The organism is Candidatus Nitrososphaera sp. 86-2, assembly GCF_056726185.1.
Genome location: NZ_JBWZON010000001.1, coordinates 930,315 through 947,904 on the forward strand (window position 1 = coordinate 930,315; position 17,590 = coordinate 947,904).

General features: G+C 48.5%; 20 protein-coding genes. 11 read left to right on the top strand and 9 right to left on the bottom strand.

The window, feature by feature from the left end; translation table 11 throughout:
• Positions 1-447 precede the first annotated feature (447 nt).
• Entirely contained in the window at positions 448-1,458 is a 1,011-nt protein-coding gene (locus ACYOR7_RS05675; RefSeq protein ID WP_479913362.1) for a ligand-gated ion channel, read from the bottom strand.
• Between the two features lie 3,545 nt (positions 1,459-5,003).
• On the opposite strand from ACYOR7_RS05675, the gene sso10a (ACYOR7_RS05680) reads away from it, so the two are divergent.
• From sso10a (ACYOR7_RS05680) to ACYOR7_RS05700, 5 genes are all read left to right on the top strand, one after another.
• Entirely contained in the window at positions 5,004-5,318 is a 315-nt protein-coding gene (sso10a, locus tag ACYOR7_RS05680) for an Sso10a family chromatin protein (protein WP_479913363.1), read from the top strand.
• 463 nt (positions 5,319-5,781) lie between these two features.
• The gene (locus ACYOR7_RS05685; protein WP_479913364.1) at positions 5,782-6,393 is read left to right on the top strand and encodes a phospholipase D family protein; all 612 of its coding nucleotides are present in this window, start codon (positions 5,782-5,784) and stop codon (positions 6,391-6,393) included.
• A gap of 302 nt (positions 6,394-6,695) precedes the next feature.
• Positions 6,696-7,067, top strand: a complete 372-nt coding sequence (locus ACYOR7_RS05690) for a hypothetical protein (RefSeq protein WP_294806602.1) — start codon at positions 6,696-6,698, stop codon at positions 7,065-7,067.
• Between the two features lie 152 nt (positions 7,068-7,219).
• Positions 7,220-7,474 carry a hypothetical protein gene (locus ACYOR7_RS05695; RefSeq protein ID WP_294806598.1) on the top strand — a complete coding sequence of 85 codons (255 nt, stop codon included), beginning with the start codon at positions 7,220-7,222 and terminating at the stop codon, positions 7,472-7,474.
• A gap of 85 nt (positions 7,475-7,559) precedes the next feature.
• The gene (locus ACYOR7_RS05700) at positions 7,560-8,561 is read left to right on the top strand and encodes a hypothetical protein (RefSeq protein ID WP_294806595.1); all 1,002 of its coding nucleotides are present in this window, start codon (positions 7,560-7,562) and stop codon (positions 8,559-8,561) included.
• Here ACYOR7_RS05700 and ACYOR7_RS05705 read toward each other — a convergent pair.
• Both ACYOR7_RS05705 and ACYOR7_RS05710 read right to left on the bottom strand, forming a co-directional pair.
• Complete coding sequence (locus ACYOR7_RS05705; RefSeq protein ID WP_294806592.1) at positions 8,514-9,692, bottom strand: glycosyltransferase; 1,179 nt, start codon at positions 9,690-9,692, stop codon at positions 8,514-8,516. The genes ACYOR7_RS05700 and ACYOR7_RS05705 overlap by 48 nt on opposite strands.
• Positions 9,693-9,728: 36 nt before the next feature.
• A complete protein-coding gene (locus ACYOR7_RS05710; protein WP_294806589.1) occupies positions 9,729-10,340 on the bottom strand; it encodes a TIGR00296 family protein in 612 nt (203 codons plus the stop codon).
• Between the two features lie 95 nt (positions 10,341-10,435).
• Here ACYOR7_RS05710 and ACYOR7_RS05715 point away from each other — a divergent pair, with 95 nt between their 5' ends.
• Positions 10,436-10,582, top strand: coding sequence for a hypothetical protein (locus ACYOR7_RS05715; protein WP_294806586.1), 147 nt, complete (start codon positions 10,436-10,438; stop codon positions 10,580-10,582).
• Between the two features lie 140 nt (positions 10,583-10,722).
• On the opposite strand, the gene ACYOR7_RS05720 is transcribed toward ACYOR7_RS05715, so the two are convergent.
• On the bottom strand, positions 10,723-11,208 hold the full coding sequence (locus ACYOR7_RS05720; protein ID WP_294806584.1) for an Lrp/AsnC family transcriptional regulator: 486 nt from the start codon (positions 11,206-11,208) through the stop codon (positions 10,723-10,725).
• Positions 11,209-11,731: 523 nt separating this feature from the next.
• Between ACYOR7_RS05720 and ACYOR7_RS05725 the strand changes: the two genes are divergently transcribed.
• From ACYOR7_RS05725 to ACYOR7_RS05740, 4 genes are read left to right on the top strand one after another with little or no spacing between them, the layout of a single operon-like run.
• Entirely contained in the window at positions 11,732-11,923 is a 192-nt protein-coding gene (locus tag ACYOR7_RS05725) for a hypothetical protein (protein WP_294806581.1), read from the top strand.
• Positions 11,920-12,327, top strand: coding sequence for a VOC family protein (locus tag ACYOR7_RS05730; protein ID WP_294806578.1), 408 nt, complete (start codon positions 11,920-11,922; stop codon positions 12,325-12,327). The genes ACYOR7_RS05725 and ACYOR7_RS05730 overlap by 4 nt, the downstream gene beginning before the upstream one ends.
• A gap of 34 nt (positions 12,328-12,361) precedes the next feature.
• Complete coding sequence (locus ACYOR7_RS05735) at positions 12,362-13,225, top strand: isocitrate lyase/PEP mutase family protein (protein ID WP_294806576.1); 864 nt, start codon at positions 12,362-12,364, stop codon at positions 13,223-13,225.
• 37 nt (positions 13,226-13,262) lie between these two features.
• Complete coding sequence (locus tag ACYOR7_RS05740; protein WP_294806573.1) at positions 13,263-13,463, top strand: hypothetical protein; 201 nt, start codon at positions 13,263-13,265, stop codon at positions 13,461-13,463.
• 3 nt (positions 13,464-13,466) lie between these two features.
• Here the strand turns inward: ACYOR7_RS05740 and ACYOR7_RS05745 are convergent, their stop codons facing one another.
• Positions 13,467-13,940 (bottom strand): acyl-CoA thioesterase, encoded by a 474-nt coding sequence (locus tag ACYOR7_RS05745; RefSeq protein WP_294806571.1) that lies wholly within the window; start codon positions 13,938-13,940, stop codon positions 13,467-13,469.
• A 100-nt stretch (positions 13,941-14,040) separates the two neighbouring features.
• Entirely contained in the window at positions 14,041-14,451 is a 411-nt protein-coding gene (gene sso10a / locus ACYOR7_RS05750) for an Sso10a family chromatin protein (RefSeq protein ID WP_366137765.1), read from the bottom strand.
• Positions 14,452-15,123: 672 nt separating this feature from the next.
• On the opposite strand from sso10a (ACYOR7_RS05750), the gene ACYOR7_RS05755 reads away from it, so the two are divergent.
• Positions 15,124-15,297 (top strand): hypothetical protein, encoded by a 174-nt coding sequence (locus tag ACYOR7_RS05755; RefSeq protein WP_479913365.1) that lies wholly within the window; start codon positions 15,124-15,126, stop codon positions 15,295-15,297.
• A gap of 206 nt (positions 15,298-15,503) precedes the next feature.
• Here ACYOR7_RS05755 and ACYOR7_RS05760 read toward each other — a convergent pair whose 3' ends face one another.
• The 3 genes from ACYOR7_RS05760 to ACYOR7_RS05770 are packed head-to-tail and all read right to left on the bottom strand — an operon-like array spanning position 15,504 to position 17,571.
• Positions 15,504-16,535, bottom strand: coding sequence for an NAD(P)/FAD-dependent oxidoreductase (locus ACYOR7_RS05760; RefSeq protein ID WP_294806568.1), 1,032 nt, complete (start codon positions 16,533-16,535; stop codon positions 15,504-15,506).
• Positions 16,536-16,559: 24 nt separating this feature from the next.
• Entirely contained in the window at positions 16,560-16,745 is a 186-nt protein-coding gene (locus ACYOR7_RS05765) for an RNA-protein complex protein Nop10 (RefSeq protein ID WP_294806565.1), read from the bottom strand.
• A gap of 16 nt (positions 16,746-16,761) precedes the next feature.
• Positions 16,762-17,571: a translation initiation factor IF-2 subunit alpha gene (locus ACYOR7_RS05770; RefSeq protein WP_479913366.1), complete on the bottom strand. Its 810-nt coding sequence runs from the start codon at positions 17,569-17,571 to the stop codon at positions 16,762-16,764.
• Between the last annotated feature and the right edge of the window lie 19 nt (positions 17,572-17,590).

The following is a 17,590-nucleotide window of genomic DNA, read 5'->3' on the forward strand; positions in this document are numbered from 1 at the left end:
ATTGCTAGCGGCTTTGTTGCTAACAGGTGTTTTGGTCATATCTCCACCGAAATGACAGCGTGCTAAGTGTAAGTCCCGCTCGGCAACGGCAAATCCTGCCTTGGCTCGCGTGACTGGATGCGCAGCCGCAACCATAGTCGGCCGTTGTAACAGTATCTCATTTATTCGATCAAAGCAAGATAATCTATGGTAACGTGTCCGCAATGTCTGACAGAACTCATCTCCGAACTCAATGACGATAGTGGAAGGACTGTAATTTGGAAATGTAACGACTGTGAAAGTCTGTACGATATCACGTTTTTGAAGCGAGCTATGGCCTGCGCCTAGAAAACGAGAGACATGAGGCCTTGCTATTACATGCAGAATGATTGGGACTGCCCGCCCTGCCTTTCTTCGTTAGTCTTGCTTTGAGTACTTGTATTGATATTATCTAAATATGCGACTATTTTACACTAGTCTCAAGTCAAACGGGACCAACACTACCAATATGATGCCAACGATTACTGGCATTAACTTACGCATCTTCGCATTGACTTTTGCCGCCTGCTCCTCCTTCTTGTGGTCCACTAATCGCATCTGCAGCACCATAGACACGAGGTTGTTCAGAAACAGCGCATATGCAACAATCATAACCTTATCCATGAGAGTCAGATAGCCTATAGGCGGTAGCTGATTTGCCGCAGCCAAGTGTGCTGCGACTGCCGCTAACAAAGTTGATGCAGCCAGACCGATCCTTGATGTAAAATTTGTGGGGCTCATCCAGAACGCCAACATCGCTATCGTCGTGATGATAATTACAGGAAAAATTGTCTTTAGAAATGCGGAAAGCTCAGCTCGCTGGATGTCAAATGAAAAGACATATCTTGAAAAACTTTGGTCGGGATAATGATGGACTATTACATTCTGCTCAGTCTTTCCAAGATTCCACCCCGGCACATTTACAAGACTGTCATACCCGCTTGTTGTATCTGGAACAAATACCAGTTTGTCAACTGTCTCAAACCCTTCCACCTCCACAGTCACTTCTTGGGTGTCGAAGGGGTAGTTCCTAAAATCCATGTTCTTTAAGAAAGTGCCTTTCACTCTCACTTCGTAATAGTGTGGCTCAATTCGACTAGGTTCTATCTTAGCATTCATAGAGTTCATGAAATCAAATGCAGGTTTTTGTTGTGTAAAATCTTCCGTAGAGTTGGATGCTGAAGCGAGCCAGAAGTAAAAGTCCAAATCATAAGAGCCCGCTTGGAGGTCTACCTTTCCTACGTTGATAAGATATACTCCTGCACTAAGGCGTCCCGGCTCAGTAACTGAAGAAGAATTGCTAACGCTATCTCGCCCATCCGGAGAGATTTGTGCGTATGCATCCCTTATCAGACTTGAGGTATTATTTGTCGAGATATCTGTATTCGATGATTGAATTGATAACAAAGATAGCAGTCCTGTCAGTACAAGGACAAGCAAAGACAACAATGCGACATGCGAAAGATAGTTATGCAAGGCTACTTGCTCACGTTGATTCTATTAATATTAATCTACGTTGAAGCCGCTGAGTCGTTTGCCCTCGCCGGCGGAAACGGCCAAGGCCGGCTAGGGTCGTGGGATGACAGCTCAGCGTGCTACGGTGTGCGAGTGTAAGTCGATCAGGTGTGATCTTTATGATTCATCTGACGAGGGTGGTATGGGATTGTTGTAGAAGTGTTTTGTGCGCACAAGATACTGTCAAATATGCATTTGATACAACCGATATGATCTAAACGTACCATTTTTCTTACAAAATGCAATTTGTAGGCACATATCAGAAAAGCCCCTACTGTGAAATACAGAGTATGAACAAGGCAGTAGGGGCTAATATGTCATGGCTTGACGTTTCAGGCGCACATAAGCTCTGTTCATGACGCCCGATACTTCCTTTGCCCAATTATCATAGAAATGACTTTCTCATTAGCAGTCTTATCCGGTTCTGACGTCAGCCGTAGCACCTATAAGGGATAAAGAACCCAGTTCAATCACAGAAACTTATCTGAAATGTGATGTGATGGCATTGCGAATTCATGAATTGTTCTCATTAAAGGGCCAAGTATGGTTTAGGCGGGGAGATTACTACTATTCACTCCGCCAAGTACAGGTCCTTATGAGAGACACGATTAGGATGCAGCCGGAGAATGCAGAGAAAATCTTTAGGCAATTCAAGGTGTGCAACAACCCGCCAAGCTATCTTGAATCTAGTGCGTAAGGCTAGCCGCTAGGACAAATACTCAAGTACACCTTTACGACATTTTCAGACATGGCCGGACGTTCGTCCGTCTTAATACATCGAAGAGATTACTGTATGGCAGGGAGGGCCTAGCATCAGTCACCACCGCAAAAGCATATACAATTCAAACTTTATCATCCGTCCCCAACTATGGAGACTATTGAATAAGGTGTGTCCGATTGCTTTGCGTGTTGCAACTCCACCTCTGTAGAAGTTGTTGGTCGCTCTCATTCGTTAATTTCGGCATTATACCATAAATGACTTTCCGATCTGGCAGTTACGTCCTCGCCGAGAACTAGCCATTCCCGGCGAGGATAAACAGATTGCCGGGCGACTTGGGGTCCACCCGGCAGCAACAACTACGGATTCTTGTGATAACAATTAGATGGTCATTAACAGACATAGCTCAGAGCATGTTTGCCAATGTAAGGCTCTACCGAGTCTAGACTTAAGTCGCCCTCGCCGGGGAAAACGACAAGCCCGGCGAGGGCTGGCACAAGATTCGGTAATCAAGCGCCTTGGCAAGCGCCTGACAGCATATTATAGAAGATTGTTATAATAACTGCCATGCGGTCACAAATGCGGTATACAGTAAGATTTTTTGCCATTTGGATAAAGCCTCAAGTACAACAACACAATATTTTCACTTGTGGCAGGGCGCTCATCTCTCATCGTGATGATCCTTACATTTGCCGCCTTGGGCTCTCTACTCTTTTTGACTGACCTACCAAACAAGAAAAACTGGAGCATAAACTATCCGGCCGTTATTCCTGTGCAACCAAACATATCCTAAGTTCAAGCGTTTCAAATTGCACAGGAGGATCTAAAAGCAAAGTTGGGTACACTCGAAGGCGTAAGGATAGGACTAGGTTACTACAACTACTCAAGGGAGCGAGACGGGAACAATCTAGATTATGATCGGTATGTAGTCGCAAATCATCTGAATCGTGGCTACCCAATCGCTGACGCCTACCAGCATCCTGAGCTACTGAACCTGCATTTACACTATATCCGGCCGAATGGCACGTTTCCTCTGATAGTATGCATTTTGAATTTGTCTTCTTCTCTCAGGATGACGTCGCTGCCAGTCCATAGAAAGATCAGAAGCGCACTTTCCGCAATAGTGCGAAAAGTGCCGTGTACTTGTTACAAAGTTTTCCAGCGGCAGCATTTGCCTGCATTTGGTGCATTCGATTAAAGCATTGTCGTCCATTACTATAAAATAATATAATCTGATTTACGAAACTAGGAATCAAAATAATAAGTGCGAAATGAAAGCCAGAGAAGAGTACCGTAACAGGGCTTTTGCCCTTAATTACATGAATGCAAATGGAAAATATTGGAGTTCATATCAATTCTAATTTACGCAACGTTTGTGCGTTCGGTAAAGCATTAGAGATATCAAAAACACACCCCGATGGGCACAGGGACAAACAGAATTGTTTGTGTATGCGCCTTTTAATCATAATATATAATGCTGTCTCAAAACATGGAAAATAGAGTAGTAAACATACATGCACAAATTGCTTTATTTGAATAGTTTTCTTGCGAACTGCGGGGCACTATATGGAGCTATGGCTAGGAGATGTTTATTGTCTAGCCTTGCCATCAGCCCATTCCTCTTGAGGCATGGAATGTCTGGGACGGTAGGGGCGTTCAGAAGTACGTTCCAAAGGATATTTTTTCCTAGTGTACCGCCTCTGTGCTGTAAGATACGGCCCTGTCTTCTTTTGCCGATAAGTCTTGTTGGCAGATCTAATTGCCACACGAGCGCTAACCGGATTGGCTGCAATCCACTTGTGCCTAACTTCCAACAGACATTGTTTACATCGGCACCTACATGATTGGTAAAAATCACTTGCGGGTTTATCAAGTCCGCATCTCAAACAGTGTTTTGTGTGCCGTAGTTCATCCATATATAATGAAAAATAAATGCAGAGTAGCTAGCTCGGAATAGCGAATAAGAATGTGCAAATGAAAGAACAGGATAGGGCACATTTACCGATATTATATACATGACATTTCTGAAATAGAAAAGCTGTATACTTTTATCTTATTCTTATGCGTGCATAAGAAAAAGTGTTTTTTACAGCTTCGAAGCCAGTACTGTAGGACAGGAATGGATTAAAGCAAGATAGCCCTTTCTAGCGTGAAAATGGAAGCGAATAGACCACCCAACGTCGCTAATTCAGCAACCATGTCATGTGAAGTCTGTGAGCATCTAGTATCAAGACATGCACCAGTTGAAGGAATGAGCAATGTTCACTACTGCGCCGTCTGCCATCAGGAATGTTATTTTCGAGAGGGTTCATAGGCTCCGAATACAGACCGATACTATTGCACAACAATAGTAGAGTGGGTCTATCTACCAGTACGGACGCCACTAATGTAGGAAAGTAATGGTTTCTCTAGCCAAAATAATCCGTTATAGAATTGGCTTTTATTTTCCCATTCCCCTCGCATGTCTTGCAAACGACGGTTTTGTAGCCAATAGTGACAGCTCCAGTCCCTTTGCAATTTTGGCAAATTTCTTTTTCCATAGGCGAACAGGGAAGAGGAATGATCTATTTGAGTTTTCATTATGTGACACAAGAGGTAATGTTTTCTGTCATTTTGGTGTATAACCTAGCTATATTGAAGGTATCTGATAGATAGCTATGCTATTATCCTGATATGTGGTTATTCTGGCTCGTGGAACTCACACACACAATAACACACAGAAAAGCTCGAAAAGGAATGCAGGAGAAAAAATATGAAATTTAGAAGCAGGGTGGACATTTGTGCAGATATTCTTGCAGCAGCCAAAGACGGCGCAATCAAGACCAGAATAATGTACAGCTCCCGCACAGCAATGAGGCAGCTTAATGAGTACCTAGACTTGCTTATCGAAAATGAGTTGCTAGTGTATGCGTCCGCCGAGAGAGTTTACAGTACCAGTGAGAAAGGCATTCGTTTTCTTGAAAGCTATGAAGAAGCTTGGCGCACTCTCATTCCAAAGAGCAAAAAGCTTCCACGCCAAGAGCCGGTTCAGGTTGTAAGCAAAGGGAATAGCCAAACTAAACACTAGGTTGCTAAGGGAAGTTCGTCTTTCAATTATTCAGGAGAATTACGCACTGCTTTCCATCTTTACTTTTGTGTAAAGCAATGCCGCAAGGAGTTCTGCAATTTGTTTGTCGTCTAGATCTTTCAAGAGCTCTGGCTTTATGCCTAACTTGACCAGCAAATTACGATCGCCTGTGGAGCTATTAGGTTTTGCAGATATGGCATAACTGCGCAAGTCTCAGCCTATACATGTTGAGGTTATGAGAATTTATGAAAGCAGTTCAAATCTCCGTTCTTCCCGATAATTGTGGATCCTCTATGTCATTTTGAGAATCGGACCGATTAGTGAAATGAGGGCGCTGGCGCCTCGACTCCAGTCGGGAGACAAATACATCAGCGTGACCTAGGAAAGTAGCCGCCATCTAGAATAATGCCCGATTAGTGAGCCACCGTCTTTTATAGACAACATGAACATTCAGCACTATTTTATGCCCATAGAGAGGACCAACGAATCGGGTCGTCATGTCGTTGAGCAACTGTTTGGAGCCCGGCGGTTGGCACTGATTTGCTCGCCTTATATCTCCTCAGAATATGCAAGAAAAATCACAGGTCTAGCAGCAAGAGGAGTTTTAGTAAAGGTATTGACTTCAGATAAAATTGTCGAATCAGATTTCCGCATAAGAGAATTTTTTGCAGAGGTGAAAAGAAAAGAAAAACTGGATACCCTCAAGACACTCGTGATTAGTCACAGGATGTCATTTGAACACTCCAAGATGTACATAATTGATGATGAATATGCTGTAATGGGTTCTGCCAATCTGACAAGAGCTGGCATGTGGGAAAATGGTGAGACCATTGATATCTACCGCACTCATACAGATGTTCAGCTAGCTAGGGAAGCATTTGAAAGTGCATGGAAGGATGCACTTGCAGCTGCATTTGGAAACAAGAGCAATACATATCAGCATACTTCAACTTACTCACGCCAAGGTACACGTGCCAATTACCAAATCCATGAAAAAACAGGATCCAAGAAAATAGAGGATAGAGATTCCATTTTCGATGTTATCAAACGTGAACTAAGGAGTCTGACTAAATAACCACGAACATTGTGCCCGCCGCACAGCTTTCCTCCTCCGCTTTATCGTTAAGCGTTCCTTCTGTAAAAGATACTTCACGTTTATGGAGTAAGGTGCGCTAGCCTAACTCAAAAATCAAGTTCACGCTCATCCAAAAGTATATGAACGTGAATTCGTGCCATGTTGTTTACAGCTTCTGCCATGCGTTTCTTAAATGTTACTTGCACGTTTTTGAGCGCAAAAAACGAAAATCGGCTTGCATGACGCCGTTCACCGGTCGGCTCATAAAGGTTAAATATTCGAATTCTAATGGGTAGGATAGTATGAACAAGCCAATCGTAGTGGCTCTATCTGTATTGGCTGTACTCTTCTCTGCAACGGCTGTATCGGTGTTGCCGGTTGCCCACGCCCAGTATGGTGTCGGTGGCAGCCCGGTGGCAGGTGCAACCCCAGCACAGCTTCAAGAATGCCAGACTCTTGGCATCGACAAGTCCGAGTGCACCGAGAACGCAATTCTCGCAAAGAGAAAGATCATAGCAGTACAGGACAACGTAAACAATAAGGACAAGGGTTCAGGAACTAACTACTTCTCAGGAAACGAGACCTGGGTATACATCGGCGTCCTGGCCGCAATCTTTGGCGGAGTAGCTGCAGCGTTCTTCTTCAAGGGAAGAGGCGCAACACCTCCAAGCTAAACGTCCCTTACCTCCTCTCTTTTTGTTTATTTTTATCTTCATCCTACTATTCTAACTAAAAGCTCTTTTCACACAAGTCTCTTCTCTTTGTTTTGCAAAGGTTTTCACGGCAACCAAAATGTATATATCATTGTACTCTCTGGACTATGCTAATGAACTTCTTAGGAAGTCTCGGAAGTCTACTTGGGCAGATCGGTCCGAACTACGACCCGCTGTTCTATGACGTCATGGTCTACATCTTCGGAACCATGCTGTTTGCAGTGTTCCTGCTTGGCGTGATCGCCTTCTGGCTCAGAAGGAAGGGTCTTGGCGGTGGCTCTGCAAAGGAAAAGTGGGCTCAGGAATTGGAAAGGTACTTTGAACGTGAGCAGATCGGCCTGATTCCGGACGAAAAGCACCACTGGTAAAAAAACAAACTCAGGGCTTTACGCCCTTTTTATCTTTCTTTTACGACATCATCATTAATTACCTGTTAGATAGCTCTTCTTGCCGTTGCTCGTACTAGTCCACCCCTCGCCAATGACAAGCGCAAAAGAGCTTGCAGGGGCGCTGCAAATATTTGGCGCTGCAAGGGCACAAGACGGCCTCGTCGTGCTAGAGACTACGCGTGTCCAAGAAATCGCAGGCATGTTTGGCGTCGCAAAGGCGTCTGTAGCAATAGAATGCGAAAGTCAGTTTTCCCCGATATTAAAGGCAATAGTACAGGCAGGCAAGCGGACCGTCCTGCAGGGCCAGAGCTTTTTCGTTAAGGTCAGCCTCACCCAAGCCCGTGACTTTGCCGCGAGAGATTTAGAGTTTGCAGCCACTGGCGCGCTTGCCGCAGAGCTTGCCGGCGTTTCAAGCCCTGCAAGAAGCGAGGACGAAGCAGGAGCAAAAACAATAGCAGCGTACGTGGGCAAGGGAAGGAGGGCATTTGTAGCCCTCAGGGAGTACGAGGGTGCAGGCGGAGCGCTCGCCGGCTCGCTTGGGATGGCGTCGTGCACGCTGACAGGCCCTCTGTCGCTTGCCTCCTGCGTCGCGGCCTGCAGGGCTGGGTTTTCTTTGCCAGAACCATTGCTCCTGTACAGCGACGAAGATGACCTTTGCAGAAACGCCAAGCTTGCGAGGTCGCTGGCTGAAAAGACAGGAGCAAAAAAGCAGAAAATTGCGATAGCAAAGGTACGCGCAAAGGGCGGCAAGGCAAAAACGCTCCAGCTCGACCTAGTTGCTGCAAGGACGCTTGCCGGGATGAAGGGAAGCAGGTACGTTGTCCTGCCGCTGTCGCTTGCCACGCACCCACAATGGTTCATAGAAATGGCCACAAAAGAAGTCCATGACGCCGGCAAAGTCCTTCTTGCGCCGATGATGTTTTCAGAAATGGGCGCGTCGGAAGAAAGGGCAGAAAAGGTCACGCGCCGAGAGTTCATGAAACTAAAGACGGTGTCGGAAAATCCGAGGCGCCTCAGCCTAGAGGTAGGACCTAACTACCTTCACGACATTATCGATTCCGTCTAGCGACTCGGTCATCTTTTTCAATTCAAGGACGCTCTTTCTGTATGCCGGGTCTGAGAGCACCTGTTCCATTGCTGCCGTGATTTTCTCCGGCTTTAGCTTTTTCGGGTGGACCATTACGCCTGCGCCAAGCTTGGCAATCTTTTCAGAGTTGCCCAGCTGCTCGCCGTGGTTTTCTATCGGTATGGTCACGACGGGCTTGCCAAACTGTATGGCCTGCGAAAGCGCGGTGTGACCTCCGCGCATCACCACGAGGTCGCTCAGGGCAAACACCTCGTCACGGACAGGGCACCATTCGTAATACCAGCCAGACTCTATCCTTTTCGGCTCGATGCTGCCGTGCGGACGGCCCTCTGAGAAGATGAACTGGATGCCCTTGCTTTTATTGTCTGCATGACGGGTCGCTTCAAGTGCAAGCCTGATGAGCGGCATGCGCGTCTCCATCGGCCCGCTGACGTGCACAAACGCGACGGGCCTTGACCTGTCTATCTTGAGGTCTGACGCCACCTTTGCCACCTGCCCTTCTGTGACAAGGGGTTTGGGCGCAGTAAAGCCGATGTACTCTAGCTTGCGCGCTGCCGAGCCGACGCACCACACGTTGTGCGCAGCTATCGTGTAGGGGGGCGGCAAATCTGGGACGAGTATCCTGTCGGCCAAGTTCCACATCGAGCCAAGGAACTCGCCCACCATAGCCTCGAACAGCCGCGAGATTCTGAATTCCCTCAGCCTCGGCGACAGCAAGAGCTTCACCTGGTTCAGGAGCACTATGGAAGGAATCCCGAGAAGCTTTGCCGCAAAGAGCGGCGAAAGGCGCGAGTCTGACAGGATGACGTCTGGGCTGTACATCGTCATGTTGCGCGTTTCATGGTTCACCTGCCGCGCCAGATTTGTAAACCAGATGGGGATGTTGGCGATGCTCTGCTTTACGGAAAAGCCGCCTTCGACGCTCCATGCAAACTCGACAGGCGGGGCGTTGACGCACTGGTAGCCCCTCATAGAGACGTATTTTACGGCCTCGCCAAACGAGGAAAAGCGCACCTGAACGTTGCTTCTCTGCAGGTGGTCTGCCACCATGACCATCCGGCTTGCATGACCAAGCCCAACGCCGTACGGCGCAAGATACGCCTTGCCCAACTAACTCTACAGAAATGCATGGATGAGCTGGCGATATTATTTGTTATTATTGTCGTTGGCAACCCGGACCACGTTTCCCCCGGGTTTTTCCTCCTTGAACACCTGCGTCTGGAACGTAAAGAGCCTTGAGGAGGGGTCGAGCCAAGCGTCTGACGGCGCCCCGGCCTTGTAACAGATGTTTGCCAGGTATTCGTCGACGTCCCAGCCAAGCTCGACTGGCACCTGCGGCAAGAGCAGGCCCGAGCCGTGCCTCCACTTTAACAAGAGCCCGTCGCGCCCGATTACGATGCGCTCTTTGCGCCCGACAGGGCTTGCCGTTATTATTTCCTCCGGCGCAGTCAGCACACTCACCTCAAACACCAAGTGCTCAAGCTCGCTGCCGTCGACAGGCGCAAAGCGCGAGTCTTCTGTAGCTGCGGCAATCGCGGCCTCGATGACAGACTGGTGCAGTTCCTTGTACGGCAGTGGAAAGCCGATGCAGCCGCGCAGCTCCTCACCTTCTTCCGTTGGGCGGCTTAACGTGACAAAGACTCCGGATTTTGGAAGCTCTGCTGCAGGCTTCTCTATCACCACGGACTCGGCCACGTATCTTTCCACGGCCAGCCTTGCAAGCCGTACGAGCTCTGCCCCTAAGGTGTCTGATATCACGCTTTTTGAAAATCATGCTAAACTAAAAAAGCCATTGGAAACTGAGCAAACATGGGTCAGTCTTGCTTTTATACAAGTTTGCAAAGACAGGTTTCATGAAGTGTGCCCATTGCAGCCGCGAGCTTGCCTTTTCCACAAGGTACGACAGGGGTTCTGGCCAGCAGGTCGACGTGTACCGGTGTGTGTACTGCGGGTCTGAAATGCGCGAGTACAGGCCCAACAGGCAAATAGTCCGCAGTTAAAGACGCGTCTGTATTGTAGACGCACACGCGGCTAGCCAAGCTAGGAACAGCGGCAAGAAAAAGATGCAGAGCTTCTCATATACGCAGCAGGGCATCACGGTCCGGAGCACAGAAAACAGCTTTTGCATTGCACGCAGCGCCTAGACGGCATTGCACAGGCACTCTATCAGCACAGGCTGGGTAGCAGGCAAACTAAAGACTTCCTCCGTCCAAGTCACGCGTTGCACTTCGGGCAATTTCTTTATCTGCCGGATGAATCGCAAGACCTCGTCGTTTGTCTTGTAGACAAAAGACACAGACAGATCAGAGTGGCCCAGAGGCACCGACACCAGTATCACGCCGCTTATCTTTAGTATTTTTTTTGCTACGCATTCAATGTCGTTGTCTTTGAGGCAGATATCCAATAGCCCTTTTCGGCAGCCCAGTTTCAAATAGTCGACTTCGTATTTTTTCTTGATGTAGCCGTTTTGAAAGAGTATCCTTATCCTCCTCTGGACGGTGCTCAGTGGCTTGTCCAGTTTGGCAGCAAGGTCTTTGCTCGAATAGCTAGTCTGCGATGTCAAAAGGCTGAGCAGCTTTGCGTCAAATTCGTCAATGTGTGGCGCATCAACGTTGCTTTTTCTCATGGTTATCCACCACTTCTACAACAGACACTCATTGTTCACATTGAACAACTATTCACTTAACCAAGCAAATTACTTAAAATTTAGCTCCAGATTTAGCAATTACCTTAACTTTATGAGTCATTACGCTATCCCGGAAGGATTGCGCAGGAAATCACGAACTTGACATACATGTCTGCCAGGCATCACGGCGGCTGGCACCCATTATAGTCAGAGTCATTTTAGATGGATTAGTAGAAGATTTAATTATCATGCGCCCCTACCTACCATAACTGCCAGCGGCAAGTAGGGGCATCGGGGTTTTTGTTCGCACTTGCTCAGGCGCGATGCTGGCACGCGCCTGATATGAATAGTGCAGATGCAAAATTTTAATGATTTTCTGACCCAAACACGAGCCTTGCAGATAATTTATCCTTGCACGGGCATCAAGCCTTCGAGTGTCTTTGAAGGACCTGCACTTCTTGGCGGTCCAAACCGGCGAGACAAAGCATATTAACGGTATCAGCAGAGACTCTATCGTATATATATGATGAACTGCCCAGCGTGCGGAGCGGTAATGGTGTGGCTCAACGGCTCCGTCCTGCACGACCCGCCGACAAAATTCTATGAATGCAGGCAGTGCAAGATCAAAGTGACCAAGCTTGCTGACGGCACCATAGAGACAGAACAACAAGAGCTGCCGCAGCAGCAAGAGCAAGAACAACAGGCAGCTCAATGAAGGTCAAAAAAGTAATAGAGACCTGCATCTATTCCCGCGACCTAGAGTCGCTAAAGAAATTCTATACAGGCATTTTGGGGCTAGAGATAGTCGAAGAGGAAGAGGGCAAGCTCGTGTTTCTAAGGGCGGGAGGCAGCATGCTCCTCGCGTTCAACCCAGACCGGACGTTTCCTTCAAACGACAGGCTGCCTCCGCATGGGGCGCACGACGGCAGCATCCATTTTGCGCTTGAAATAGAAGCAGACGATTACGAAAAGTGGAAGGAGCGCCTTGTGCAGAACGGCGTTCCGATAGAGCTTGAAGTCAATTGGAAGGAGTCGGCAAAGTCGCTGTATTTTCACGATCCTTCTGGCAACCTCGTGGAACTGATAACGCCTGGCGCTTGGCCTGTGGATCATTACTAAAAGCATAATAATGTTGCACAGTTTTTTCACATAAATGCAAAAGCCGCCTTCTCTTCGTGAGCAGCTTGACGACAAGAACAGGATAATAGTTTTGCCCGGTGTGTTTGACGCACTGAGCGCGAGGATTGCCGAGCAGGTCGGGTTCGAGGCCATGTTCCAGACGGGCTACGGCTCGTCTGCCGCGCTCCTCGGTATGCCCGACTTTGGGTTCTTGAACGCCGGCGAAACGGTCGATAATGCAAGGCGCATCATACGCGCAGTCAGCGTCCCCGTGCTCGTGGATGCGGACACTGGCTATGGCAATCCGCTCAACGTGTGGAGGCTTGTCCGCGACTTGGAGGCGCTTGGTGCGGCGGGGATATTCCTCGAAGACCAGATCTGGCCCAAGAGGTGCGGCCACATGGTGGGCAAGGACGTTATCCCAAAGGACGACTATTTGCCAAAGCTAAAGGCGGCAGTAGAGGCACGAAAGAGCAAGGACTTTGTCATAGTCGCAAGGACCGACGCAAGAGCGCCCCTCGGCCTTGACGAGGCAATAGCAAGGGGCAAAGCGTACAGAAAGGCCGGCGCCGACGTGATTTTCGTCGAGGCGCCAAGGACCGTGGAAGAGCTGAAAAAGGTCGCCGACGAGATAGACGCGCCGCTAGTTGCAAACATGATAGAGGATGGCGTGACTCCGAACCTGACGGGGCAGGAGCTGCTAAAACTGGGCTACAGAATAGCAGTCTGGCCACTCTCCGGCCTGTATGGCGCTACCTATGCAATGCGCGAGGTGTTTTCAGAACTGAAAAAGACCAGCTACACCAAAAAGACGCGCAAGATGATGGTCACATTCAAGGACTTTAACGAGTTTGTTGACCTTCAAAAATACATGGGCCTTGAAAAGCGCTACGGCTAAAGGCTTGCTTAATTAGCAGGCACAAGGTGAAAAAACCGTGCCGAAAAAGGCAAAGAAGCAGGACGACGAGCAGGTTGAACTCTTGCACGAGATACTTGCCGAGCTTCGCAGGCTCAATGCAAACCTCGAAAAGAGGCAGCAGGCAAAGGCCGCGCCTGAAATTGAAGACGCCATCGACGTGGAAGACGAGGATGATGATGACGATGAAGACTCGGAAGAACTGGAATATTTCGAGTGACTGTTATAATTTACCGGCTTCGCGCAGGCGCTGCTGCATCCGCTTTTCGCCCTCGGAAAAGCGCTTCTTGTCCTCTGCAGTATTTAGCATGAGCGGAGGCACCTCTGTTGCCTTGCCGTCCTTGTCAAGCGCCACGAGCGTCACAAAGGCGGTGCCTGTCCGGACCCGCGTGCCATTGTCATAGTCCTCCGACTCGACTGTAACTTCGACCTCCATCGACGACCTTCTGACATAGTTTATTCTTGCAGAAAGCACGAGCGCGTTGCCGATGAATACCGGCTTTAGGAACGTCATCCGGTCCATCGTCGCGGTGACGACGTTTGGATGCCCCACGTGCCTCTTGGCAACGATGCCGGCAATGAGGTCCACGTTCTTTAGTATCACGCCGCCAAACACGTTTCCCATTGGGTTTGCGTCCGAAGGCATCATCAGGACCGTGGTTTCAGCCTCTGACTCTTGCGGGCTTTTTGCCTTCAACAACTTGATTTGCGTCTGCCCTCGGCTATAAAGCGATTCCTGTTGCTTAAAGCGGTAGAGTATGGAAGTAAGATGCTAGTGGGTGCTGAATGCGTGTATTTCATCTGTGATAGAATATCTGCCGGGATTCGTTGTACAACCTTATCAGCATGCGGCCTTTATCTGTAGTATAGTATGTTCTTGTTTCTTGGTGATAGTGTAGCATCCCATTGTGGATTAGCATATTGATGTAATCGCCTATCTGAGGAGACGAAACATAGGCTTGAGATGCAATTCTTGATTTTAATGCGCCTCCCATCGCAGCATTTAGTATAGCCGAAGCGATATCAATTCGACTTCGATATTTTGCACGAATATGGTTCTTTACTGTGTCGTCAGAGGGATGGTAAGAATGCGAGTGTTCTTTTCTTCCCACCTGCCTTGAATCATGCCCACCATTCGATCTGGCAATGCAATAATCGACAGTATTTGAATCTTGGCCTAATGTGGCAGAATCGCTATTATTCCACATCAACTAGTCACCTCCCGCAAATTTATGTCCGGGTCCACATGTACAGGTATGGCCTTGCGATCAATGCGCCCCACCGGCAGCAACAATGAGCTTCCATTGAATCAAGGCGTCCGAGCATTCGTGCACAGCTGCGGCTCGAAATCCTGTATCTATTTCGCATGTACCATCTATCAGACAGTGTAATAAAAATACAAAAGGTGGACGATTCATAAAGAATTATGTTGTACATTCTGCCCATATATTTTCTTCTAAAGCCCAACCCAATGCCCCTTATCTAACATATGTAAGTAGGAATACTATTGATATGTCTGTAAACATCCGTAACTAAAATAATCTATTCAAAAGCTACTATACAATAATGCTAAAGGGCCCATCAACAGTTGCCGATATCCGTCGGTGGACCCAGCTACTACGGCCGAAGGTCGTTTTTTCTTTGCTTGACTTGTGCTTTAATGCAGCTGGATAATAAAAAATATGGCTTAACATTGTTCATGTATGATTAATGTAGCTTGTACGTTGGTGCATGCATTCGCACTCGACGTTCCTATTTTTATCGCGCGTTAATATTCGAGAATGAGCTTAAAACAGTCACGATCCAGAGTTCATCAAGGGCTCAAAACCATTATTAGTAGACAAGTTGCGATGTCAAGTTTAATTCACGACAAAAGAATTTTGACATACGTCCTAGTGGCCGTTGGATTGGCAATGGTGGCAGGGGTGATGGTGTCGCCAAGCGTCGCATATGCCGACGGCGGTGACCATCATGATCACAAGGACAATCACCATCACCACAAGAAGCATCACAGGCATCACGACCGCAATGATGAGGATGATGAAGATCCATGATCCATGACAAAACTAATGACAACAACATAAGTTGTCACCCCTTCTCCTTTTTGATAGTCCAAAAAATGCTGGCATGTCCAACTAATCATTATCGAGGCGTCCTGTCTACAGAGCATATTAGTTAAGATTGGCAGATGTGTGACTGATTCCAAGTAGACCAGAATCAATTTCAAGCAGTGTAGAAACGGCGTACGTCTAGGCGCAATTCATAAGGCGTTTACCAGCCGGTTCATCTTGTCAAGGCTGACCTCAAACCCAAAGCGGCTCTCTTCCTTTTTCATGTGACGGTACATGCTCATCAGGAGATTTGCGTGGCGTATGGTGGACAGCTTGCCATCCATCTTTAGCCTCACGATGCGGTAGACGTCGTCGTAATAGTCAAAGTACGAGAGCACTTTCTTTCTGTACTTCTTGGCGTCAAAGGAGCCTTTCTTGTCGTCAAGCGCGTCAAGGAAAAAGTCACAGCACAAAAGCGATGGGATGATGCCTTCTCCAAGCATCGGAAACACGCAGCCTATCGACTCGCCGACTCCCACCACGTTTCCGTCAAAGAAAGGCTCCATCTTTTTCGGAGGCGCAAGCCTGATTGGCCTGCCTATCTTTTTGACTATTTTTGCTTCTGGGTGCCGCTCAAAGAATTCCTTTATGCCGTGGTATTTTTTTTCCACATCACCGGCACCCATGTAGCCTCTAGCGTCTCCGAGTGGAAAGTACCAGAAATACCCTTTAGCGCCCTTGTAGCCGATTGTGTAAAACTCGTCCTCTCCCTTGACACCTTCAAGTAGGTATTCGTACGCAGGTATGAGAAAGTCCTCGTCAGATTTTGGCAATAGCGTGCGGTGCAGGCCCGTGCAGTCAAGGACATGGTCGTATTTCTCAAGCGGAAAATCCCCCCTCGTCACCTTGGTGCCGTACTTTATCTCCAGACCTTGCATCAGGTCGTGCTCCCACTTGCGCTTGTCGTACGTGACAAGCCCCTTAAGGTCGAGGTATTCCACCTTGTCTGCCGGGAGATCCATCCGCAGCTTCTGGCCGACATGCATGATGTAATCTTTAAAGTCAAGCCCCGCTTTATCTGAAAACTTTGTCAGCATGTGCCTTGACGCGCCCCAGGCGCAAACGGGCCAGTGATTCTCCGGTCTTGAAGACTCGAACACATGGACCTCGTGGCCGCGTTTCTGGAGCATGTTGCCAAGGTAGCTCCCGGCCACTCCCGCACCTGCGATTGCAAATCTCAACGCGCAGGTGTCAGGGCCGCAACTTTACTTATAATCCTTGTCGCCTTCTTCTTCTTGCTCGTACCGTTCTGCAACCCGGTAGCGCACGTACTTGTCGTCTGGCGAGTATTTTGGCGGGTGCGGGTCTGCGGTCTGCGCGTGGCATTTGGGACACGCGCTTGCAAGGGTATATGCGCCGCAGGCGGTGCACTTGCGGATGAGGTGCTTCATTATGCCTTTCCCCCCTCTATCCTTGGTGCGACTTTTTCGACTCTTCGCGGATAAAGTTGAACGCGCCATGCTGCTTTTCAATCGCAGAGCGGATCTTTTCCACCGCGTTATTCATCGACTTTTCAGCCATCTTAAAGTTCTCTGCCGTGACTACAATGCGGTAACGCGGGGCGCCCACGTACGTGACATCGGTCGTAGCGTTTCCCTTGCTGCTCTCCACGCCGGCAAGCGTGGTTTTTATTATCTCGATGCCATCGGGCTTTTTCGAGGCGATCTCCATGACGCCTCTCACCTCGACGTGGGGCACCTGGATCTTGTTGCTTTCCTCCTCCATCGCTTTTTTGACATCGTCTGAAAAGTCGAACTTTTGGAGAAGCTCTGGTCCCTTTCTTGCAATGTCCTCAAAAATGTCATAGACATAGTCGTACTTTTGCAGGACTTTATCCTCTATCTCGGCCACCTGCGGGTCTGCAAGTTTCAGCTTGGCCTTTATGAAATCCATGAACACATCAGCCTTTTCGCTCTTTTTAACCTCGATGAGCTTTGACTTGCGCTCCTCGCCGGAGACCTGCTTGAGCGAGCAGTCGACCTCGCCCCTTGCCCTGTTGACGCGGATTACCTTCAGCACCGCTTTCTGCTTTGGCCTGACATAGCGCTCAATGTTGCGTATCCAGCCGGTCGCAATCTCGGAAATGTGGAGAAAGCCCGTCATGCTATTGTACTCGTCGAGCGTGACATAGGCGCCGTGGCCGGTCACCTCCCTCACCGTGGCGATGACTATCTCGCCTTCGTCCGGCAGCCGGGAGGCCTCTTGAGCGGCTGACAAATCATTTTACGCGGTGCGC

Coding starts and splice junctions, on each gene's coding strand:
- ACYOR7_RS05715 (WP_294806586.1), top strand. CDS start 10,436: ATGAAGTGTGCCCATTGCAGCCGCGAGCTTGCCTTTTCCACAAGGTAC.
- ACYOR7_RS05685 (WP_479913364.1), top strand. CDS start 5,782: ATGCCCATAGAGAGGACCAACGAATCGGGTCGTCATGTCGTTGAGCAA.
- ACYOR7_RS05695 (WP_294806598.1), top strand. CDS start 7,220: ATGAACTTCTTAGGAAGTCTCGGAAGTCTACTTGGGCAGATCGGTCCG.
- ACYOR7_RS05765 (WP_294806565.1), bottom strand. CDS start 16,745: ATGAAGCACCTCATCCGCAAGTGCACCGCCTGCGGCGCATATACCCTT.
- ACYOR7_RS05725 (WP_294806581.1), top strand. CDS start 11,732: ATGATGAACTGCCCAGCGTGCGGAGCGGTAATGGTGTGGCTCAACGGC.
- ACYOR7_RS05730 (WP_294806578.1), top strand. CDS start 11,920: ATGAAGGTCAAAAAAGTAATAGAGACCTGCATCTATTCCCGCGACCTA.
- sso10a (WP_479913363.1), top strand. CDS start 5,004: ATGAAATTTAGAAGCAGGGTGGACATTTGTGCAGATATTCTTGCAGCA.
- sso10a (WP_366137765.1), bottom strand. CDS start 14,451: ATGTGGAATAATAGCGATTCTGCCACATTAGGCCAAGATTCAAATACT.
- ACYOR7_RS05690 (WP_294806602.1), top strand. CDS start 6,696: ATGAACAAGCCAATCGTAGTGGCTCTATCTGTATTGGCTGTACTCTTC.
- ACYOR7_RS05735 (WP_294806576.1), top strand. CDS start 12,362: ATGCAAAAGCCGCCTTCTCTTCGTGAGCAGCTTGACGACAAGAACAGG.
- ACYOR7_RS05720 (WP_294806584.1), bottom strand. CDS start 11,208: ATGAGAAAAAGCAACGTTGATGCGCCACACATTGACGAATTTGACGCA.